The sequence below is a fragment of the Bradyrhizobium sp. UFLA06-24 genome (genome assembly GCF_054967145.1).
On sequence record NZ_JADFUE010000054.1, the window covers coordinates 26,653 to 42,026 of the forward strand.

At 60.3% G+C, this 15,374-nt stretch carries 13 protein-coding genes; all 13 read left to right on the plus strand.

Annotated features, from left to right (window positions below):
• Nucleotides 1-3: 3 nt before the first annotated feature.
• Entirely contained in the window at nt 4-429 is a 426-nt protein-coding gene (locus IF809_RS30010; protein ID WP_038936974.1) for a CopG family transcriptional regulator, read from the plus strand.
• Between the two features lie 135 nt (nt 430-564).
• Entirely contained in the window at nt 565-1,884 is a 1,320-nt protein-coding gene (locus IF809_RS30015; RefSeq protein WP_038936973.1) for an MFS transporter, read from the plus strand.
• A 225-nt stretch (nt 1,885-2,109) separates the two neighbouring features.
• Nucleotides 2,110-3,024 (plus strand): P-type conjugative transfer ATPase TrbB, encoded by a 915-nt coding sequence (gene trbB / locus IF809_RS30020; protein WP_028152639.1) that lies wholly within the window; start codon nt 2,110-2,112, stop codon nt 3,022-3,024.
• Between the two features lies 1 nt (nt 3,025).
• Nucleotides 3,026-3,349, plus strand: coding sequence for a TrbC/VirB2 family type IV secretion system protein (locus IF809_RS30025; protein WP_038936972.1), 324 nt, complete (start codon nt 3,026-3,028; stop codon nt 3,347-3,349).
• A complete protein-coding gene (locus IF809_RS30030) occupies nt 3,349-3,612 on the plus strand; it encodes a VirB3 family type IV secretion system protein (protein WP_028152637.1) in 264 nt (87 codons plus the stop codon). The genes IF809_RS30025 and IF809_RS30030 overlap by 1 nt, the downstream gene beginning before the upstream one ends.
• Before the next feature lie 10 nt (nt 3,613-3,622).
• Nucleotides 3,623-6,064 (plus strand): conjugal transfer protein TrbE, encoded by a 2,442-nt coding sequence (gene trbE / locus IF809_RS30035; protein WP_038936971.1) that lies wholly within the window; start codon nt 3,623-3,625, stop codon nt 6,062-6,064.
• Complete coding sequence (gene trbJ / locus IF809_RS30040) at nt 6,061-6,792, plus strand: P-type conjugative transfer protein TrbJ (protein WP_028152635.1); 732 nt, start codon at nt 6,061-6,063, stop codon at nt 6,790-6,792. Before trbE ends, trbJ begins: the two co-directional genes overlap by 4 nt.
• Nucleotides 6,792-7,163: a putative entry exclusion protein TrbK-alt gene (trbK-alt, locus tag IF809_RS30045; RefSeq protein WP_080586783.1), complete on the plus strand. Its 372-nt coding sequence runs from the start codon at nt 6,792-6,794 to the stop codon at nt 7,161-7,163. The genes trbJ and trbK-alt overlap by 1 nt, the downstream gene beginning before the upstream one ends.
• The gene (gene trbL, locus IF809_RS30050; RefSeq protein WP_038936970.1) at nt 7,160-8,386 is read left to right on the plus strand and encodes a P-type conjugative transfer protein TrbL; all 1,227 of its coding nucleotides are present in this window, start codon (nt 7,160-7,162) and stop codon (nt 8,384-8,386) included. Before trbK-alt ends, trbL begins: the two co-directional genes overlap by 4 nt.
• Nucleotides 8,387-8,479: 93 nt before the next feature.
• On the plus strand, nt 8,480-9,163 hold the full coding sequence (trbF, locus tag IF809_RS30055) for a conjugal transfer protein TrbF (RefSeq protein WP_028144224.1): 684 nt from the start codon (nt 8,480-8,482) through the stop codon (nt 9,161-9,163).
• Complete coding sequence (gene trbG, locus IF809_RS30060; protein WP_038936969.1) at nt 9,160-10,194, plus strand: P-type conjugative transfer protein TrbG; 1,035 nt, start codon at nt 9,160-9,162, stop codon at nt 10,192-10,194. The genes trbF and trbG overlap by 4 nt, the downstream gene beginning before the upstream one ends.
• Nucleotides 10,191-11,393: a TraB/TrbI/VirB10 family type IV secretion system protein gene (locus IF809_RS30065; protein ID WP_011084435.1), complete on the plus strand. Its 1,203-nt coding sequence runs from the start codon at nt 10,191-10,193 to the stop codon at nt 11,391-11,393. The genes trbG and IF809_RS30065 overlap by 4 nt, the downstream gene beginning before the upstream one ends.
• 5 nt (nt 11,394-11,398) lie before the next feature.
• Entirely contained in the window at nt 11,399-11,635 is a 237-nt protein-coding gene (locus tag IF809_RS30070; RefSeq protein WP_011084436.1) for a DUF2274 domain-containing protein, read from the plus strand.
• Nucleotides 11,636-15,374: the final 3,739 nt, after the last annotated feature.

Sequence of the window (15,374 nt, forward strand, 5' to 3'; positions counted from 1 at the left end):
AACATGCGCGATCGGATGAACGTCTATTTCCCGCCCGAGCTTCTGAAACAGATCTCGGACCTCGCGGATCGCAAAAACCTTTCCCGGTCTGCGATCGTGGAGGCAGCCGTTGCTTCGTTTTTGTCACCGGACGGAGCGGACAGGCGAGAGGCCGCGTTTACCCGTCGTCTCGATCGCCTCTCGCGACAAATGCAGCGGATGGAGCGTGATATCGGTCTAACGGCAGAGACCTTGGCCCTGTTCATCCGCTTCTGGCTGACAGTAACGCCGCCATTGCCCAATGACGCGCAGACGGCCGCGCAGGCAAAGGGTCGGGAGCGCTTTGAAGGATTTGTCGAGGCGCTCGGGCGCCGTTTGCAGAAAGGGCAAAGCTTTCTGCGCGAGATTCCAGAAGATATCCGCCGCCAGGAAGCGGCCGAAGAATCTTGATTGAACCATGTAGCAAGACCGTTTCGCCGGTCCCTTCTTTTTCTTCGCTAACCTACGCCCGCAGCGATTTAGCTGAACTGACGAAAAGCTGGTCGCGCTATCGGCTCGCACGAGCTGACAGCAAGAGGGGCCAGCATGCAGATTTCAGGGGCATGGCGCCTCACAGCGCGCGTATTTCTCCCGTTTGCGGTTGGATACTATCTTTCGTATCTGTTTCGAACGATCAACGCTTTGATCGCCAGTCATCTCAGCTCGGATGCTGGGCTTGGGGCTGCCGACCTCGGGTTGCTTACCTCGGTCTATTTCCTCGTCTTTGCGGCGGCGCAGATTCCCGTCGGCATATTGTTGGACCGCTTTGGTCCGCGGCGCGTCCAGAGTGCTCTGCTCTTGCTCGCAGCAGTGGGCGCCGGACTCTTCGCGGTATCGAGCGGTTTCCCGTCACTCTTGATAGCGCGTGCAATGATCGGGCTTGGTGTCGCGGCGGCGCTGACGGCCGGACTGAAGTCCATCATCCTCTGGTTCCCTAGCGAACGCGTCGTTTTGCTTAACGGCTACATGATTATGCTGGGGTCGCTAGGAGCGGTAACGGCTACGGCTCCCGTCGAATACCTGCTCGCTTGGATGGGCTGGCGGCTGCTCTTTGGGATCCTGGCAGTCGCTACCGGTGCGACGGCCATTCTCATCTATGTCGCGGTGCCTGAACGAGGCATTGTTCCATCAACGGCGCGCGCCACCCTTGGCTCCGTTTTCAGCGATCGGCGCTTCTGGCGAATGGCCCCATTGTCGGCGACTTGTGTTGGATCGGCTTGGTCTCTGCAGGGACTGTGGGCATCACCGTGGCTGACCGACGTGGAGGGGCTTGATCGCGCAAGTCTCGTAAGACAGCTGTTCACCATGTCGATCGTCTTGAGCTTCGGCGCGTTGTTGTTCGGGATGACCGTCCACTACGTCAAACGAAGGGGAATAGGGGCGGAGACGGTATTAGCGACGGTTGCGGTGCTCTTTTTCGCAGCCGAGCTAGCTTTGATCCTGCGAGTGCCTCTGCCGTCCATCTTGCCCTGGTCCGTTGTCGCAATTGCCGGAACGGCAACCGTGGTCAGCTTCGCGGTAATAGTAGATTACTTTCCGCCGGCGCTTGCCGGTCGTGCCAACGGCGCCTTGAACGTCTTGCACTTTGGTTGGGCGTTCCTGGCACAATGCGGGACAGGTCTTATCTTGGAGCAATGGCCCGCGAATGATGGCCATAGGGCCGTCCATGCCTATCAAGTAGCGTTCGGCGTCAACGTAGCAGTGCAGATCGCGGCGTTGATCTGGTTCATGCTGCCTTGGCGCCGATCTATCGTTTCCTGGATGAGTTCACTCCTATTCTTCAAGCCGGCTGATGTTTCTTACGCTGTCGAGTCGTATGAGGATTCGGTCTTACTCGTGCCCGCGGATGACGATGCGGAGTGGTGAGCGGTAGCTCGCCGAGTACGATACGAATGAGTAGACCTCAAACATCAGTTTTCAGTCTTTCTTTTTCTACGCCAGTCTACGATCACTGAAGCCGCTTGTTGCGCCAAGTCCGTGGGGCCTTTTCTAATGATCCCCATCTGAGGGCCCCTTGGGTGCCCTCATTCGGTGGGGCGAACGATGGCAATCCATTCTATTCAATCAGACGCGAGCTCGCGCGGTGCGCGAATGCTGCGCAGCGCGCTTGGGGCCGCGATTGCCGGCTATCTCGAAGACGAAGCGATCATCGAGGTGATGCTCAACCCGGATGGCCGGCTATGGATCGACCGGCTGTCGAATGGCCTCATGGACACAGGCGAAACTCTGTCCGCTGCCGATGGCGAGCGCATTGTTCGCCTAGTCGCGCATCACGTCGGTGCCGAGGTGCATGCCGGTTCGCCACGGGTCTCGGCCGAATTGCCTGGGACCGGCGAGCGCTTCGAAGGTCTCTTGCCTCCGGTCGTTGCAGCACCGGCCTTTGCTATCCGCAAGCCCGCCGTCGCCGTGTTTACGCTCGACGACTACGTCGTAAGGCGCATCATGACCTCGGAGCAGGCCAAGATCCTGAGGGGCGCGGTCGACGCACGGAAGAACATCCTCGTCGCCGGCGGAACATCGACCGGCAAGACAACCTTGACGAACGCGCTCCTGGCCGAGGTCGCGAAGAGCTCCGATCGGGTTGTGCTGATCGAAGATACGCGCGAGCTACAGTGCAGGGCGCCCAATCTCGTTGCGCTTCGGACCAAGGACGGTGTGGCCACACTGTCGGATCTTGTTCGCTCGTCCCTCCGACTGCGTCCTGATCGCATCCCGATCGGCGAAGTCCGAGGTGCCGAAGCACTCGACCTCCTCAAGGCCTGGGGCACCGGCCATCCCGGCGGCATCGGTACCATTCATGCGGGGACGGCGCTCGGCGCGCTGCGACGGCTCGAGCAGCTCATCCAGGAAGCCGTCATCTCGGTTCCGCGCGCCTTGATCGCCGAGACCATCGACCTCGTCGCCGTGCTGGCGGGACGCGGCGCCGACCGCCGCCTCGCCGAACTCGCCACCGTCTCAGGCCTCGGTGCCACGGGCGACTACAGCATTTCAACAGCAGGAGACTGACATGCGTCAGCAATTTCGCTTTCTTCGAGGTGCATCGTTGGCCGCTTTCGGCACGGTGCTTTTGGCGTCGGCATCGGCGTGGGCGGCTGGCTCGAACATGCCGTGGGAGCAGCCACTCAATCAGATTTTGCAGTCGGTTGAAGGTCCAGTCGCCAAGATCATCGCCGTCATCATCATCGTCGTGACCGGGCTCACGCTCGCGTTCGGGGACTCGTCAGGTGGTTTCCGCAGGCTGATCCAGATCGTGTTTGGTCTGTCGATCGCGTTTGCCGCCTCGAGCTTCTTCCTGTCGTTCTTCTCCTTCGGCGGCGGCGTGGTGATCTGATGGATGAACCGGTCAAAGGCTTTTTTGTGCCCGTTCACCGCGCGCTTACTGAGCCAATCCTGATGGGCAGCGCGCCGCGGTCGGTTGCGATCGTGAACGGCACGCTTGCGGCAGCCCTTGGGCTCGGACTTCGGCTCTGGATCGCCGGTCTCGTCCTCTGGTTCATCGGCCACATGGCCGCTGTCTGGGCCGCCAAGCGCGATCCAGCCTTTGTCGATGTGGTGCGCCGGCATCTGCGCATCCCCAGCCATCTCAACGCCTGAGCTCATGTCCATGATGAACCTTGCCGAATATCGCCATTCTAATGCTCGTCTCGCCGACTTTCTGCCTTGGGCCGCCTTGGTCGACGAGGGAATCATCCTGAACAAGGACGGCTCGTTCCAACGAACCGCGAAATTCCGCGGCCCCGATCTCGATAGCGCAGTGCCGGCTGAACTTGTCGCCGTCGCCGGCCGTTTGAACAACGCCGTGCGTCGCCTGGGATCGGGTTGGGCCGTGTTCGTTGAGGCGCAACGTCACTTTGCGGGGGCGTACCCGCCTAACTCCTTTCCGGACGTCGCGTCCGCGCTGGTCGACGCGGAACGCAGGGCTCAGTTCGAAGAGGTGGGTGCCCATTACGAGTCCAGCTACTTCCTGACCTTCCTCTATCTGCCTCCGGAGGAGGGAGCGGCTATGGCGGAGAGATTGCTCTATGAAGGTCGCGACCGCACCGTTGGAGCAGATGCTCGGGAGGTGCTGCGCGGATTTATCGACCAAACCAACCGCGTGCTCGGCCTGCTTGAAGGGTTCATGCCGGAATGCACCTGGCTCGATGATCAGGACACGCTGACTTATCTGCACTCGACGATCTCGACCAAGCGTCATCGAGTTCGAGCACCTGAGATTCCCATGTACATCGATGCTCTGCTGGCCGACCAGCCGCTGACCGGCGGACTCGAGCCGATGTTGGGCTCAGCCAATCTTCGGGTCCTGACAATCGTCGGCTTTCCCGGCGCGACGACCCCGGGAATTCTGGATGACCTGAATCGCCTGGCGTTTTCGTATCGCTGGTCAACCCGCGCGATCATGCTCGACAGGACCGAGGCCACCAAGCTGCTGACCAAAATTCGGCGGCAGTGGTTCGCCAAACGAAAATCGATTGGCGCCATTCTCAAGGAGATCATGACGAACGAGGCGTCGACGCTGCTAGATACCGACGCCCACAACAAGGCGCTTGATGCCGACGCGGCGTTGCAGGAACTGGGGTCCAATCAGATTGGGCAAGCCTTTGTCACGGCGACCATCACTGTGTGGGACCGCGATCCCAATGTCGCCGACGAGAAGCTGCGGCTGATCGAGAAGGTCATTCAGGGCCGCGATTTCACCTGCATGATCGAGACGGTGAACGCGGTCGAAGCCTGGCTCGGCAGTCTGCCGGGGCATGTCTATGCGAATGTGAGGCAGCCACCGGTATCGACACTTAACCTCGCCCATATGATTCCGATGTCGGCCGTCTGGGCGGGCGAGGCGAGGGACCTGCATTTCAGGGGCCCGCCGCTCCTGTTTGGTAAGACCGAGGGATCAACGCCGTTCCGGTTTTCGCTCCACGTCGGAGATGTCGGCCATACCCTTGTGGTGGGACCGACCGGTGCCGGAAAGTCGGTGTTGCTCGCTCTGATGGCGCTGCAATTCCGGCGCTATCCGAACTCGCAGGTCTTTGCGTTTGATTTCGGCGGTTCGATCCGGGCGGCCGCGCTCGCCATGGGCGGCGACTGGCATGATCTCGGCGGTGCGCTGTCTGAAGGGGACGAAAACCCCGTCGCGCTGCAACCTTTGGCCTGGATCGACGATTCCGCCGAGCGCGGATGGGCCACGGAATGGATCTGCGCGATCCTGGCGCGGGAAAAGGTCGAGATCACGCCGGAGGTCAAGGATCATCTGTGGTCGGCGCTCACCTCTCTCGCTTCGGCGCCGAGGGAGGAGCGCACCCTCACGGGCCTCTCGGTCTTGCTGCAATCCAATTCCCTGAAAAGGGCCCTGCAGCCCTATTGCCTGGGCGGTCCCTCCGGGCGCCTGCTTGATGCCGAATTCGAGCGCCTTGGCGAAGCTTCGGTTCAGGCGTTTGAGACTGAAGGGTTGATCGGAACGAGCACTGCCCCAGCGGTTCTGGCTTACCTCTTTCATCGGATCGGAGACCGTCTCGACGGCCGGCCGACACTTCTCATTGTCGACGAGGGCTGGCTTGCCCTCAACGATGAAGATTTTGTCGGTCAACTCCGGGAATGGCTGAAGACGCTCCGGAAGAAGAATGCGTCCGTCATCTTCGCCACCCAGTCACTGTCGGACATCGATGGCTCCGCGATCGCGCCGGCGATCATCGAAAGCTGCCCAACGCGCCTGCTGCTGCCGAACGAGCGGGCGATCGAACCCCAGATCACCACGATCTACCGCCGCTTCGGACTCAATGATCGCCAAATCGAACTTCTGAGCCGAGCAACGCCAAAGCGCGACTACTACTGCCAGTCGCGCCGGGGCAATCGGATGTTCGAACTTGGGCTCGGTGAAGTCGCGCTCGCCTTTACCGCAGCCTCTTCCAAGGCAGACCAAGCCGCGATCACGCAACTCCTCGCCGAACATGGACCTGACGGCTTCGTGCCGGCCTGGCTCCGGCACCGCGGTGTCGCCTGGGCCCTAGACATCATCCCCAATCTCGTCAATCTGGAGAAATCCCTATGAGGCATCTTGGCCTATTGGCGGCCGCTGCCACGGTCGCGCTGATGCTCAGCGTCACGGTGTCCGCGCGAGCGCAGTGGATCGTCTTTGATCCCAACAACTACGTGCAGAACGTCCTAACAGCTGCGCGGGAGCTCCAGCAGATCAATAATCAGGTCACCTCGTTGCAGAACGAGGCGCAGATGCTGATCAATCAGGCGAAGAACCTAGCAAACCTGCCGTACTCGTCGCTGCAGCAACTGCAATCCTCGATCCAGCGGACTCAGCAATTACTGGCCCAGGCCCAGCGCATCGCCTATGACGTCCAGCAGATCGATCGCGCGTTTTCGACGAGCTATGCGCCAGCTACAGTCAGCCAGTCGAACCAGTTGCTGATCTTCAACGCCCAAACACGTTGGCAGAATTCCTATGCCGCAACGCAAGACGCGCTGCGAGTTCAGGCGGGCATCGTTGGCAATCTCGACACCAATCGCATCCAGACGTCCGCGCTCGTAGCGTCTAGCCAAGGCGCAAGCGGTGCTCTGCAGGCAACCCAAGCTGGCAATCAGATTCTCGCGCTGAACGCGCAGCAACTCGCCGACCTCACCGCTGTCGTGACGGCGCAGGGCAGGGCGCAGAGCCTCGAAGCGGCTCAGCGCGGCTCGGCTCAGGATCAAGGACGAGAGCAACTCAGGCGATTCCTGACGCCAGGAGAGGGCTATCAATCCTTCAACGTGCAGATGTTCCACTGATGACCGAGCTAAAGGCATTCAAGGCGCTATCGCTGCTTACGACAATCGGCCTAGTGGCCGTCGCTGCCTGCACGATTCAGCTTCGTGGCGGAGACGGTCCTGCTCCACCACCGAAGGCCGAGCAGACGACAGAAGCAACCAGCTCTGACCTCGCGCGCTGCCGCAGCGTCACTGCGGAGGAAGCCGCGGGTTATCATCACTGCAAGCAAGTTTGGGCCGAAAACCGCCGTCGCTTTTTTGGCAAGAAAGACGGTGCCACATTACCTGGCCACGACGATTCCGCTGCCGGCGTGGCGCTCGCTCCAAAGGATCCAAGCCGGATCCCGCAGGGATATCCGAACCTGGTGACACCTGAGGCAAGCAAGCCATGACTGGTACGGGGATCATTGACCAGTTCCTGGAAACGTTCACGCGTTACATCGACAGCGGCTTTGGGCTGCTGGGGAGCGATGTCGGATATCTCGCAACGACCCTTGCTGCGATCGACATTACGCTCGCAGCGTTGTTCTGGAGTTGGGGAACTGATGAGGACATCACCGCGCGTCTCGTCAAGAAGACGCTCTTCGTAGGGGTCTTCGCCTACCTCATCGGTAACTGGAACAGTCTGGCGCGCATCGTCTTCGAGAGCTTTGCCGGTCTTGGCCTGAAAGCATCAGGCGCAAGCCTCTCCGCATCGGATTTCTTGAGACCTGGAAAGATCGCTCAAGTCGGACTTGATGCCGGCCGACCGCTCCTCGATTCGATCTCCAACCTGATGGGCTACATCAGCTTTTTCGAAAATTTCGTCCAGATCGTCGTTCTCCTGTTCGCGTGGGTCGTGGTGCTGCTCGCCTTCTTCATTTTGGCGATCCAGCTCTTCGTCACCCTGATCGAGTTCAAGCTCACGACACTGGCCGGCTTCGTGCTCATTCCCTTTGGCTTGTTTGGCAAGACCACCTTCGCGGCGGAGCGCGTTCTGGGCAACGTCATATCTTCCGGCATTAAGATCCTGGTCCTGGCCGTCATCGTCGGCATCGGCTCCACCCTGTTTTCGCAGTTCACCGCAGGTTTCGGCGGTGTACAGCCAACCATCGAAAACGCGATGACGCTGGTGCTCGCGGCGCTTTCCTTGCTGGGCCTCGGTATCTTCGGTCCGGGTATCGCAAACGGCCTGGTGTCGGGCGGCCCCCAACTCGGCGCCGGAGCCACGATTGGAACAGGCCTTGCTGCTGGCGGCATTGTTGCGGCTGGCGCGGGACTTGCCGCTGGCGGTGCCGGTCTCGCTGGTGGTGCGATTGCAGGCGGCGCGCGCGGTGGCGGCGCTGTCATCAGCGGAGCAACAGCCGCCTATCGAAGCGGCGGCCTTGCCGGCGTCGCGGAGGCTGGCGCTTCGGCTGCGACGAGTCCTTTGCGTCGAGCAGCGGCTGCCTTCGGAGGTAGCCAAGCGGGCGAGCAGGGCACGAGCGCGCCGGCTGAAGGGCAGCCTGATTGGGCTCGCCGCATGAAGCGTGCTCAGACCATCCGGCATGGTGCCTCGGCCGCTGGCCACGCCGTCCGCTCGGGCGATCATGGTGGTAGCGGTTCCTCCGTCGATTTGTCCGAGGGAGAACGTTGAGACGCACCCTGCATCTCCGCCGCACACACAGCGCCTCAAACCATTCCATCGCACGACTTGAAACCGATCACTTGATATCAGGGGCAACCATCGATGTTCAAACGGCCATCAGTTCACTACGGGCGCATGCCCGAGCCGATTACGCCTTATCAAAAGGCCGCGCAGGTTTGGGACGAACGCATTGGATCAGCGCGCGTGCAAGCCAAGAGCTGGCGCCTGATGGCTTTTGGCTGCCTGACGCTGTCAGCCGGTCTCGCAGGTGGCCTTGTCTGGCAATCGAGTCAGGGCTCGATCACGCCGTGGGTGGTCGAAGTCGATCATCTCGGTCAGGCTCAGCGGATTGCGCCGGCCAACATTGAATATCAGCCCACTGATGCGCAGATCGCCTATCATCTGGCACGCTTTATCGAGGATGTCAGAGGCCTACCGGCAGACGGGATCGTTCTGCGCCAAAACTGGCTGCGGGCCTATGATTTTACGACTGATCGCGGCGCCGCTGCGCTCAACGACTACGCGCGCAGCAACGACCCCTTTGCCAAGCTGGGTAAGGCGCAAATCTCTGTCGAGGTCTCGAGCGTCATTCGTGCGTCGTCGGAAAGCTTTCGGGTCGCATGGACCCAGCGCATCTACGACAATGGCGCGTTGAACTCGACCGAGCGCTGGACTGCAATTCTTACAATCGTGATCGAGACGCCGCGCGAAGCCGAGCGCCTACGCAAGAATCCTCTTGGCGTCTATGTCCGCGCCATCAACTGGTCAAAGGAGTTGGGTCAGTGACCAAGACGCCGTCTGACATTCATTCGAAATGTTCCATTCAGCAAAACAGGCTCAATTCGACTTGGCCCGGGTTCGTGAGCGCGAAGCGTGCACTTCTGTCCGCTCTTATGCTTTGCTCGTCCGTGCTCGGTGGGTGCGCGACATACATTCCGCCGGAGATCAGCTATGACACTGAAGTTCCTCCGCTGCCGGCGACGCCCGTGGCTCTCGACGACAGATTGCGACCGCTTCACGTTCCGCCGCTCTGGAAGCCGGCTCTCGGAGGCAAGTCGGCCGGGAAGGAAGAGGTCGAACCGGTGAGCCGGGTTGAGATGGCAAACAATGCGGCCAGGGTCGAACCGCGCAAGCGGGGGTATTTCAATGCTGCGCAAATCTACGCCTACAGTCCCGGGGCGCTCTATCAGATTTACGCCGCGCCGGGGCAGATCACAGATATCGCGCTCGAGGAGGGAGAACAGTTGACGGGATCAGGGCCGATCGCGGCCGGAGATACTGTACGCTGGGTCGTGGGCGATACCGAGAGCGGCAGCGGCGATACACGGCGCGTCCATGTCTTGGTCAAGCCGACCCGAGCTTCGATCGAAACCAACCTAGTGGTCAACACTGACCGGCGCACCTACCTGATCGAACTCCGATCCCGCGAACGGCCATACATGCCGTCTGTTGCCTGGTACTATCCTGAAACCGCACGGGAACGATGGCGTCCGGTCGCTCTGAAACCCGCTCTTCCGAACCCGGCGCAGCGCATCTCCCGCTATGCCATCGAAGGGGACAGTCCTCCCTGGCGACCGCTCGCCGCATATGACGATGGCCGCAAGGTCTATGTCGAATTCCCGCAAGGCATCGTGCAGGGCGAGATGCCTCCGCTCTTTGTCATCGGTCCAGACGGCAAGACCGAACTCGTCAACTATCGCGCTGACGGCAATGTATTGATCGTCGATCGGCTGTTTGCTGCCGCCGAACTGCGGCTTGGTGGTGAGCACCAGAAGAAGGTCAGGATTGTCAGAACCGGCGGGAGGCCGTCGTCATGAACTCTCGGAATGTAAACGAGCAAGCTATTCCGCCGGAGACACAAGTGGAGCCATCCGAGAGCTTCCGCTTGAGAGCAGAGCACACGCGCGTGACGCGGTTGTCGCGGAAGGTCTTGGCCGGCGGGAGCGCGGTTGCCCTGCTTGTCATCGGCGGAGCGGTGCTGTGGTCGCTGCAGAACAATCGCTCCCGCAATCAAGCGGCCGATGAGCTTTACAGTACCGACCACCACAATGTTGCCGACGGTATTACGACGCTGCCGAAGGACTATGCTGGCGTTCCGCGCCAGCCAATCCCGCAGCTTGGTCCGCCGCTTCCCGGCGACCTCGGTCGACCAATACTTGCTGCTCAAGGCCAGTCGCCGACGATCGGCACTGATCCAGACCAGCAGCGCCGGGATCAAGAGACTGAGGCAGCCCGCATCAGCCATTTGTTCGCTGCGACCAATGAAGGAGCGCGTCCGCCCACCGCTGCGGCGGTTGGAGGCGACCGCCTCGCATCACCAAGCGCAACGAGCACTGGCGAGGATAGATCTGCGCAAAACGGCCAGGACCGCAAGCTTGCCTTCGTGAATGCCTCCGTGGACCGTCGCATGGTAAGCCCTGACCGTGTCATCAGGCCCGCTTCACCATACATCGTGCAGGCCGGGACGGTGATTCCAGGGGCGCTGATCACCGGGATCCGATCGGACCTGCCAGGCCAAATTACCGCGCAGGTAACCGAGAATGTTTTTGACACGCCGACCGGTCGCTTTCTGCTCGTGCCTCAGGGAGCGCGTCTAATCGGCATCTACGACAGCCAGGTCACTTTCGGCCAGTCTCGCGTTCTGCTCGTCTGGACCCGGCTAATCATGCCGAATGGACGTTCTATAGTTCTCGAGCGGCAGCCTGGCGCTGACACCGCTGGCTATGCTGGCCTAGAAGACCAGGTGGACAATCACTGGGGCGAACTCTTCAAGGCTGCGGCACTATCGACGTTTCTCGCCGTCGGAACGGAACTGGGTGCCGGCTCGGACACTAACAGCAACGACAGCGCAATTATCCAGGCGTTGCGTCACGGCGCCTCGGACTCTCTAAACCAAACTGGACAGCAGGTAGTTCGGCGCGGTCTCAATATCCAGCCCACGCTGACGGTACGTCCTGGCTTCCCGATCCGCGTGATCGTGAATCGCGATCTGATCCTTCAGCCTTACGCGAGGTAGATGTTGTGTCGAAGTTGAAAATTGCTGCCGTTCCAGATGACAAACCGGTAAAGATCACTGCGGAGCTACCCGCAAGCGTACATCGCGATCTGCTTGCTTATGCGGATTTACTATCCGCCCAAAGTGGACAGATGGTTGACCCAGCGAAGCTTATCTCGCCCATGCTCTTCAAGTTCATGGCAACCGACCGCGGCTTCCTGAAGTCGCGGCGGCAGACTCGGCGGCTCGTAGAGAACGGATAGAGCTTCGCTAGATGACGTCATGGTCCCGGTCGCATCATCGTATGGCCAGTGTTGAAAAATGAGCTTCAGGCGACTGGCGGTAGTCGGGCCCTCTTCGTCGCGGCTCTATCATTCATGGCACAAAAACGGTCATATTCGTTGGATCAGATGAAAGACGAAACGCGTAGCTTAATCGCCAACGCCGCTGTAACAGCTCGGATCTTAGACTGGCCACCCGCAACAAGGTCTGGTACGGCGCATCGGCGCCGACGAAGTCGATAAGCGATTGGAGCGTCTCGCCGACATCCTCGTTGACTGCGTTGCCCACGGCGCCTCAGTCAGCTTTTTTGCCAGCGCTATCTCGACGACGTGCGTTGGCGTATTTGCGTAGCTTCGCAGCTCTTGGGCCGTCAGCGGGCAGCCGGCCGGGGCGACTTGCCGCTGAGCTAGGGCAACGGCTGTTCCTTCAGGTCGCCGTCGATCATGCGTTCGATGGTGGCTTCGTCGCAGCGCCGGTAATGTGGGTAGGCGCGCAGCATGTCGCTTCAGCGCGCCAGCGAACCGGCCGCGTACAAACCCGTGGCTTTCGATGCGGGTCACGGTGGTCTTGCCGCCCCGATAAGGCCCTTGAGGCCGATAACGATCATGGATAGAGAGGCTCCGATTGGGAGCCATACGGTCTCAATTGGTATAGATGCTTTCGAGCGTGTTTCGGTCGCACTTGGCGCCGCCCGATGACGAACGGACGAAGACATCAATTTCAGGCTCAAAAATAGCCGACCGGATTTGTTTCCTGAGCAGGCCCACCCCTGGGTTCCACGCCGATCCGAGAACAGAAAGTGCCTTTTGAAATTTTATATCTAGCAAAGTCGAGTGGTCGCGGGTCACCCGCGTAGGGGGGCCCGGAAGGACCCGCCGCTGCAAGAAGTTCGAGACCCGCGAAGGGGTAGAGATGCACTTCGTCGGACCGAGGGGGGACGCCATCTTTCCCAATGAAGACGCCATCGTGCACCTCAACTGCGGATCATGCTCGAACAGAACGAGGAATGCGCCGTCCAGCACGCCCGTTTCACGACGCTGGAAACAATCGCACCGTTCAGCGATGATCCAAGAGTCAGCCTTGCGGCTAACGCCCTCCGCTTGATCGGCGAGCTGCCCAAAGTCTTGTTGCCGTTCTTAACTCGGGCGGCTTCATGACGGCAGGACATCCCTGCTCGCCATCCGCGTTGTGACGAAATGCTGCGGCTGGCCAACGCTGTAGGGTGCGCTCGGTCTTTTTTCCTTGCGGCAGCTGAAACAGAAATGTGGGGAGAAAGCGGCGCCCCTGGCGCCGCCTGATCGTTCTGGAGCACTAGGCACTGAACTCGCTTGGTCTTCAAGTTTGACCAACAGTTTCTCGATTAAGTGTGTATGACCACCAATGCTGGTAGGTCTCCCGAGGCCGCCTTGTCGCTAAAGTCCCGCTGTACCCTGAGGCGACGGGCCTCACGGGAAAGCCGGGTGGCTAGCCTTGTGCTCCCCGAGGCTGACTACTGTGCCAGCGGCGCTTGATAGGGACAGCGCCTTCCTTCCTCCATGGGAGGTGCCGAGTCATGTCGCTCCTGGCTCGCCGGCGAAGCGGATGCGGCAGAGATAGCGCATTTGTCCACCCTCCCCGGATGGATATGGGCGCCGAGCCGCATCCGCTGCTTTCCGTTCGCTTTGCGCCTCGCTGATGGGCCTGATGGAGCTTGGTAACGCATTTTGAGAAACGGGCACAATCGTCTTCAATACGACAAACCAACGTGGAGCTTGACCAACTGAACGCCACGGGCGTTTAGCGCGGAGCGGTTGCCGCTGATCGCAAGCGCGCCGATGGCTATTGTCTGAGGCGTAAACGTCGTAATTGCTCTCAACTGCCAGCGGCCACATAGGCCGCCTTTCGTTGTAAATTGCTGCGCAGGTCTGTCAGCTTTCGGTAAGCCAGGCTCGATAAAGAATCGTTGGGTTTAACGGGAGCGTGGCAGGGACAGCGCATGAGCTGAAGGACCACCATGTGCTGAGTTACGCTTCCGTTAAGCTCATTGCAGTGCGGATGCGGCAGGGTTAGTGCCTCATGATGCCCCAGGCCGTCAGGCGCCGAACCGCGTTCGCACTGCTTCCAACTCACGAGTTAGTTCTCGTTTTTTGGCGGTTTCACTCGGTCCGCTGGCGATAAGCTCCCGATCAGCTTCTTGCCGCCGCTTGAAGCTGAGTTTGGAGCAGGTTAGCTGCAGGGACAGAGCGCTGCCCCTGTGTGTCCGCGGGGAGATAAGCGCCGAGCCAAGTTCTGCTAAGTTCAACTGGCGGGCGGGTAGGGACAGCGCCTGCTCCAGCGCAACCAAACGGCACCGGGTCGCGCCCGCACTGCTTCCGATCAATCATCAGCAATACTTTGGAAGGGAAGAAGACTGCGTGGCTGAATCCCCTCCACCCTTATCTTCGTGCCATTCTCTCCGCCAGGCGTGCCGACGAGCGACGCCGGCAGCGTCGCCCATTTTTCAACGAGGTACTCCTCATCGCGGTCTACGAGGGTCTCGGATAACTTTCCAGCGGCTTTCTATCGTGCTCCGCCTAGATTGACTCTGCCCACATACTTGCGTCGCTCATGTGCGATTGGCATGTTTTCTTGTTCATGCAACGTGCATGTGTCTGGTCGTGCTGGTGTCTCCAATTCAAGGCAAAAACTAGCTTAGAGAGTCGCCGACGAGGAGGGGAGCCACCGATTTTGGTAGGTGCCCCTTGGTACTTCTCGAAGATACAACTTTGTAGCCCTTGAGAATTGGAGCCTCTTGGGAGCAAAGGTGGCCAGCCCCAGTCTTTGCGACCGGGTTGGCCACCAGCGCTCGCGACATCATGCCCACAGGGCAGCTACAGGCCAACGAATGCATATATTCGAGCGGCATATTACGTCCTTGCGGCCGCAAGCGCTTGCGGTGCTTGCAGCCAATCGGGTCCGCGCCCCCCATCGGTCTCTGGGACTATCAGATCGCAGGGCGGCCACATTTAACGTCGACGAAGTTCTGGCGATGCTGGCTATACTCGATTGCGTGGAACCCAACCTGCGGCCGAAAAGCGCGACAGATCGCTGCGCGCATACGCGCGCTTCTAGAGGGGCCGCATGGGGGGGCAACCAGTTCGGGTAGGATGTCTGTGAGACCATGAGGTGTGAGCTTTCAGTAGGTTGTCCATCCGGTCCTGAACGAGGAAGCAACCTGCCGAAGCTTTAGCCTACCCCTTAAGGATCGGATGAACGCCCCCAAGAATGCGCCATTGACGCCGAAAGGCCATGGCGCCAATCTTGATCGAGGCTGGCCTGACGAAGGCTGCAGTGCGCTGCAACTCGCCGTTTTCGGCGAGGACGGTCGCCAAGTTTAAGCGTTCGGCGAGGAAGGAGTGGATGGACCGTGATCGCTCCACAAGACCTCTTTTATCCAAGCCAAATCCTGCCTTCCCATGCGCAGAAGCCGGAACGTTGGGACGACAGCGCCACAGGTCAAACAGATCTCAATCGAGGCCGGTAGTGTCGCCGGCGACCTTCAGCCCTATCCGGCGCCGGCTGGGATTAAACCGATTGCGCAACCTGGGCCCGGCTGAGCCGGAGCGACGCTATGAACGTGAGCATTCCGGCGGGAGCTATGCGGGAAACTGGGTGATGACGGAATGAGATAGGCGGCGTATCGAGGCGGGTGTCGAGCCTGCCAGAACCTCAAGGAGAGCGATACGCCATGAACGAGCATAG

Bases quoted from the DNA above. Each gene is read 5' to 3' on its own strand.
- IF809_RS30065 (WP_011084435.1), top strand. From the start codon at position 10,191: ATGAACTCTCGGAATGTAAACGAGCAAGCTATTCCGCCGGAGACACAA.
- trbB (WP_028152639.1), top strand. From the start codon at position 2,110: ATGCTGCGCAGCGCGCTTGGGGCCGCGATTGCCGGCTATCTCGAAGAC.
- trbK-alt (WP_080586783.1), top strand. From the start codon at position 6,792: ATGACCGAGCTAAAGGCATTCAAGGCGCTATCGCTGCTTACGACAATC.
- IF809_RS30025 (WP_038936972.1), top strand. From the start codon at position 3,026: ATGCGTCAGCAATTTCGCTTTCTTCGAGGTGCATCGTTGGCCGCTTTC.
- trbE (WP_038936971.1), top strand. From the start codon at position 3,623: ATGATGAACCTTGCCGAATATCGCCATTCTAATGCTCGTCTCGCCGAC.
- trbF (WP_028144224.1), top strand. From the start codon at position 8,480: ATGTTCAAACGGCCATCAGTTCACTACGGGCGCATGCCCGAGCCGATT.
- IF809_RS30030 (WP_028152637.1), top strand. From the start codon at position 3,349: ATGGATGAACCGGTCAAAGGCTTTTTTGTGCCCGTTCACCGCGCGCTT.
- IF809_RS30015 (WP_038936973.1), top strand. From the start codon at position 565: ATGCAGATTTCAGGGGCATGGCGCCTCACAGCGCGCGTATTTCTCCCG.
- trbJ (WP_028152635.1), top strand. From the start codon at position 6,061: ATGAGGCATCTTGGCCTATTGGCGGCCGCTGCCACGGTCGCGCTGATG.
- trbL (WP_038936970.1), top strand. From the start codon at position 7,160: ATGACTGGTACGGGGATCATTGACCAGTTCCTGGAAACGTTCACGCGT.
- IF809_RS30010 (WP_038936974.1), top strand. From the start codon at position 4: ATGCGCGATCGGATGAACGTCTATTTCCCGCCCGAGCTTCTGAAACAG.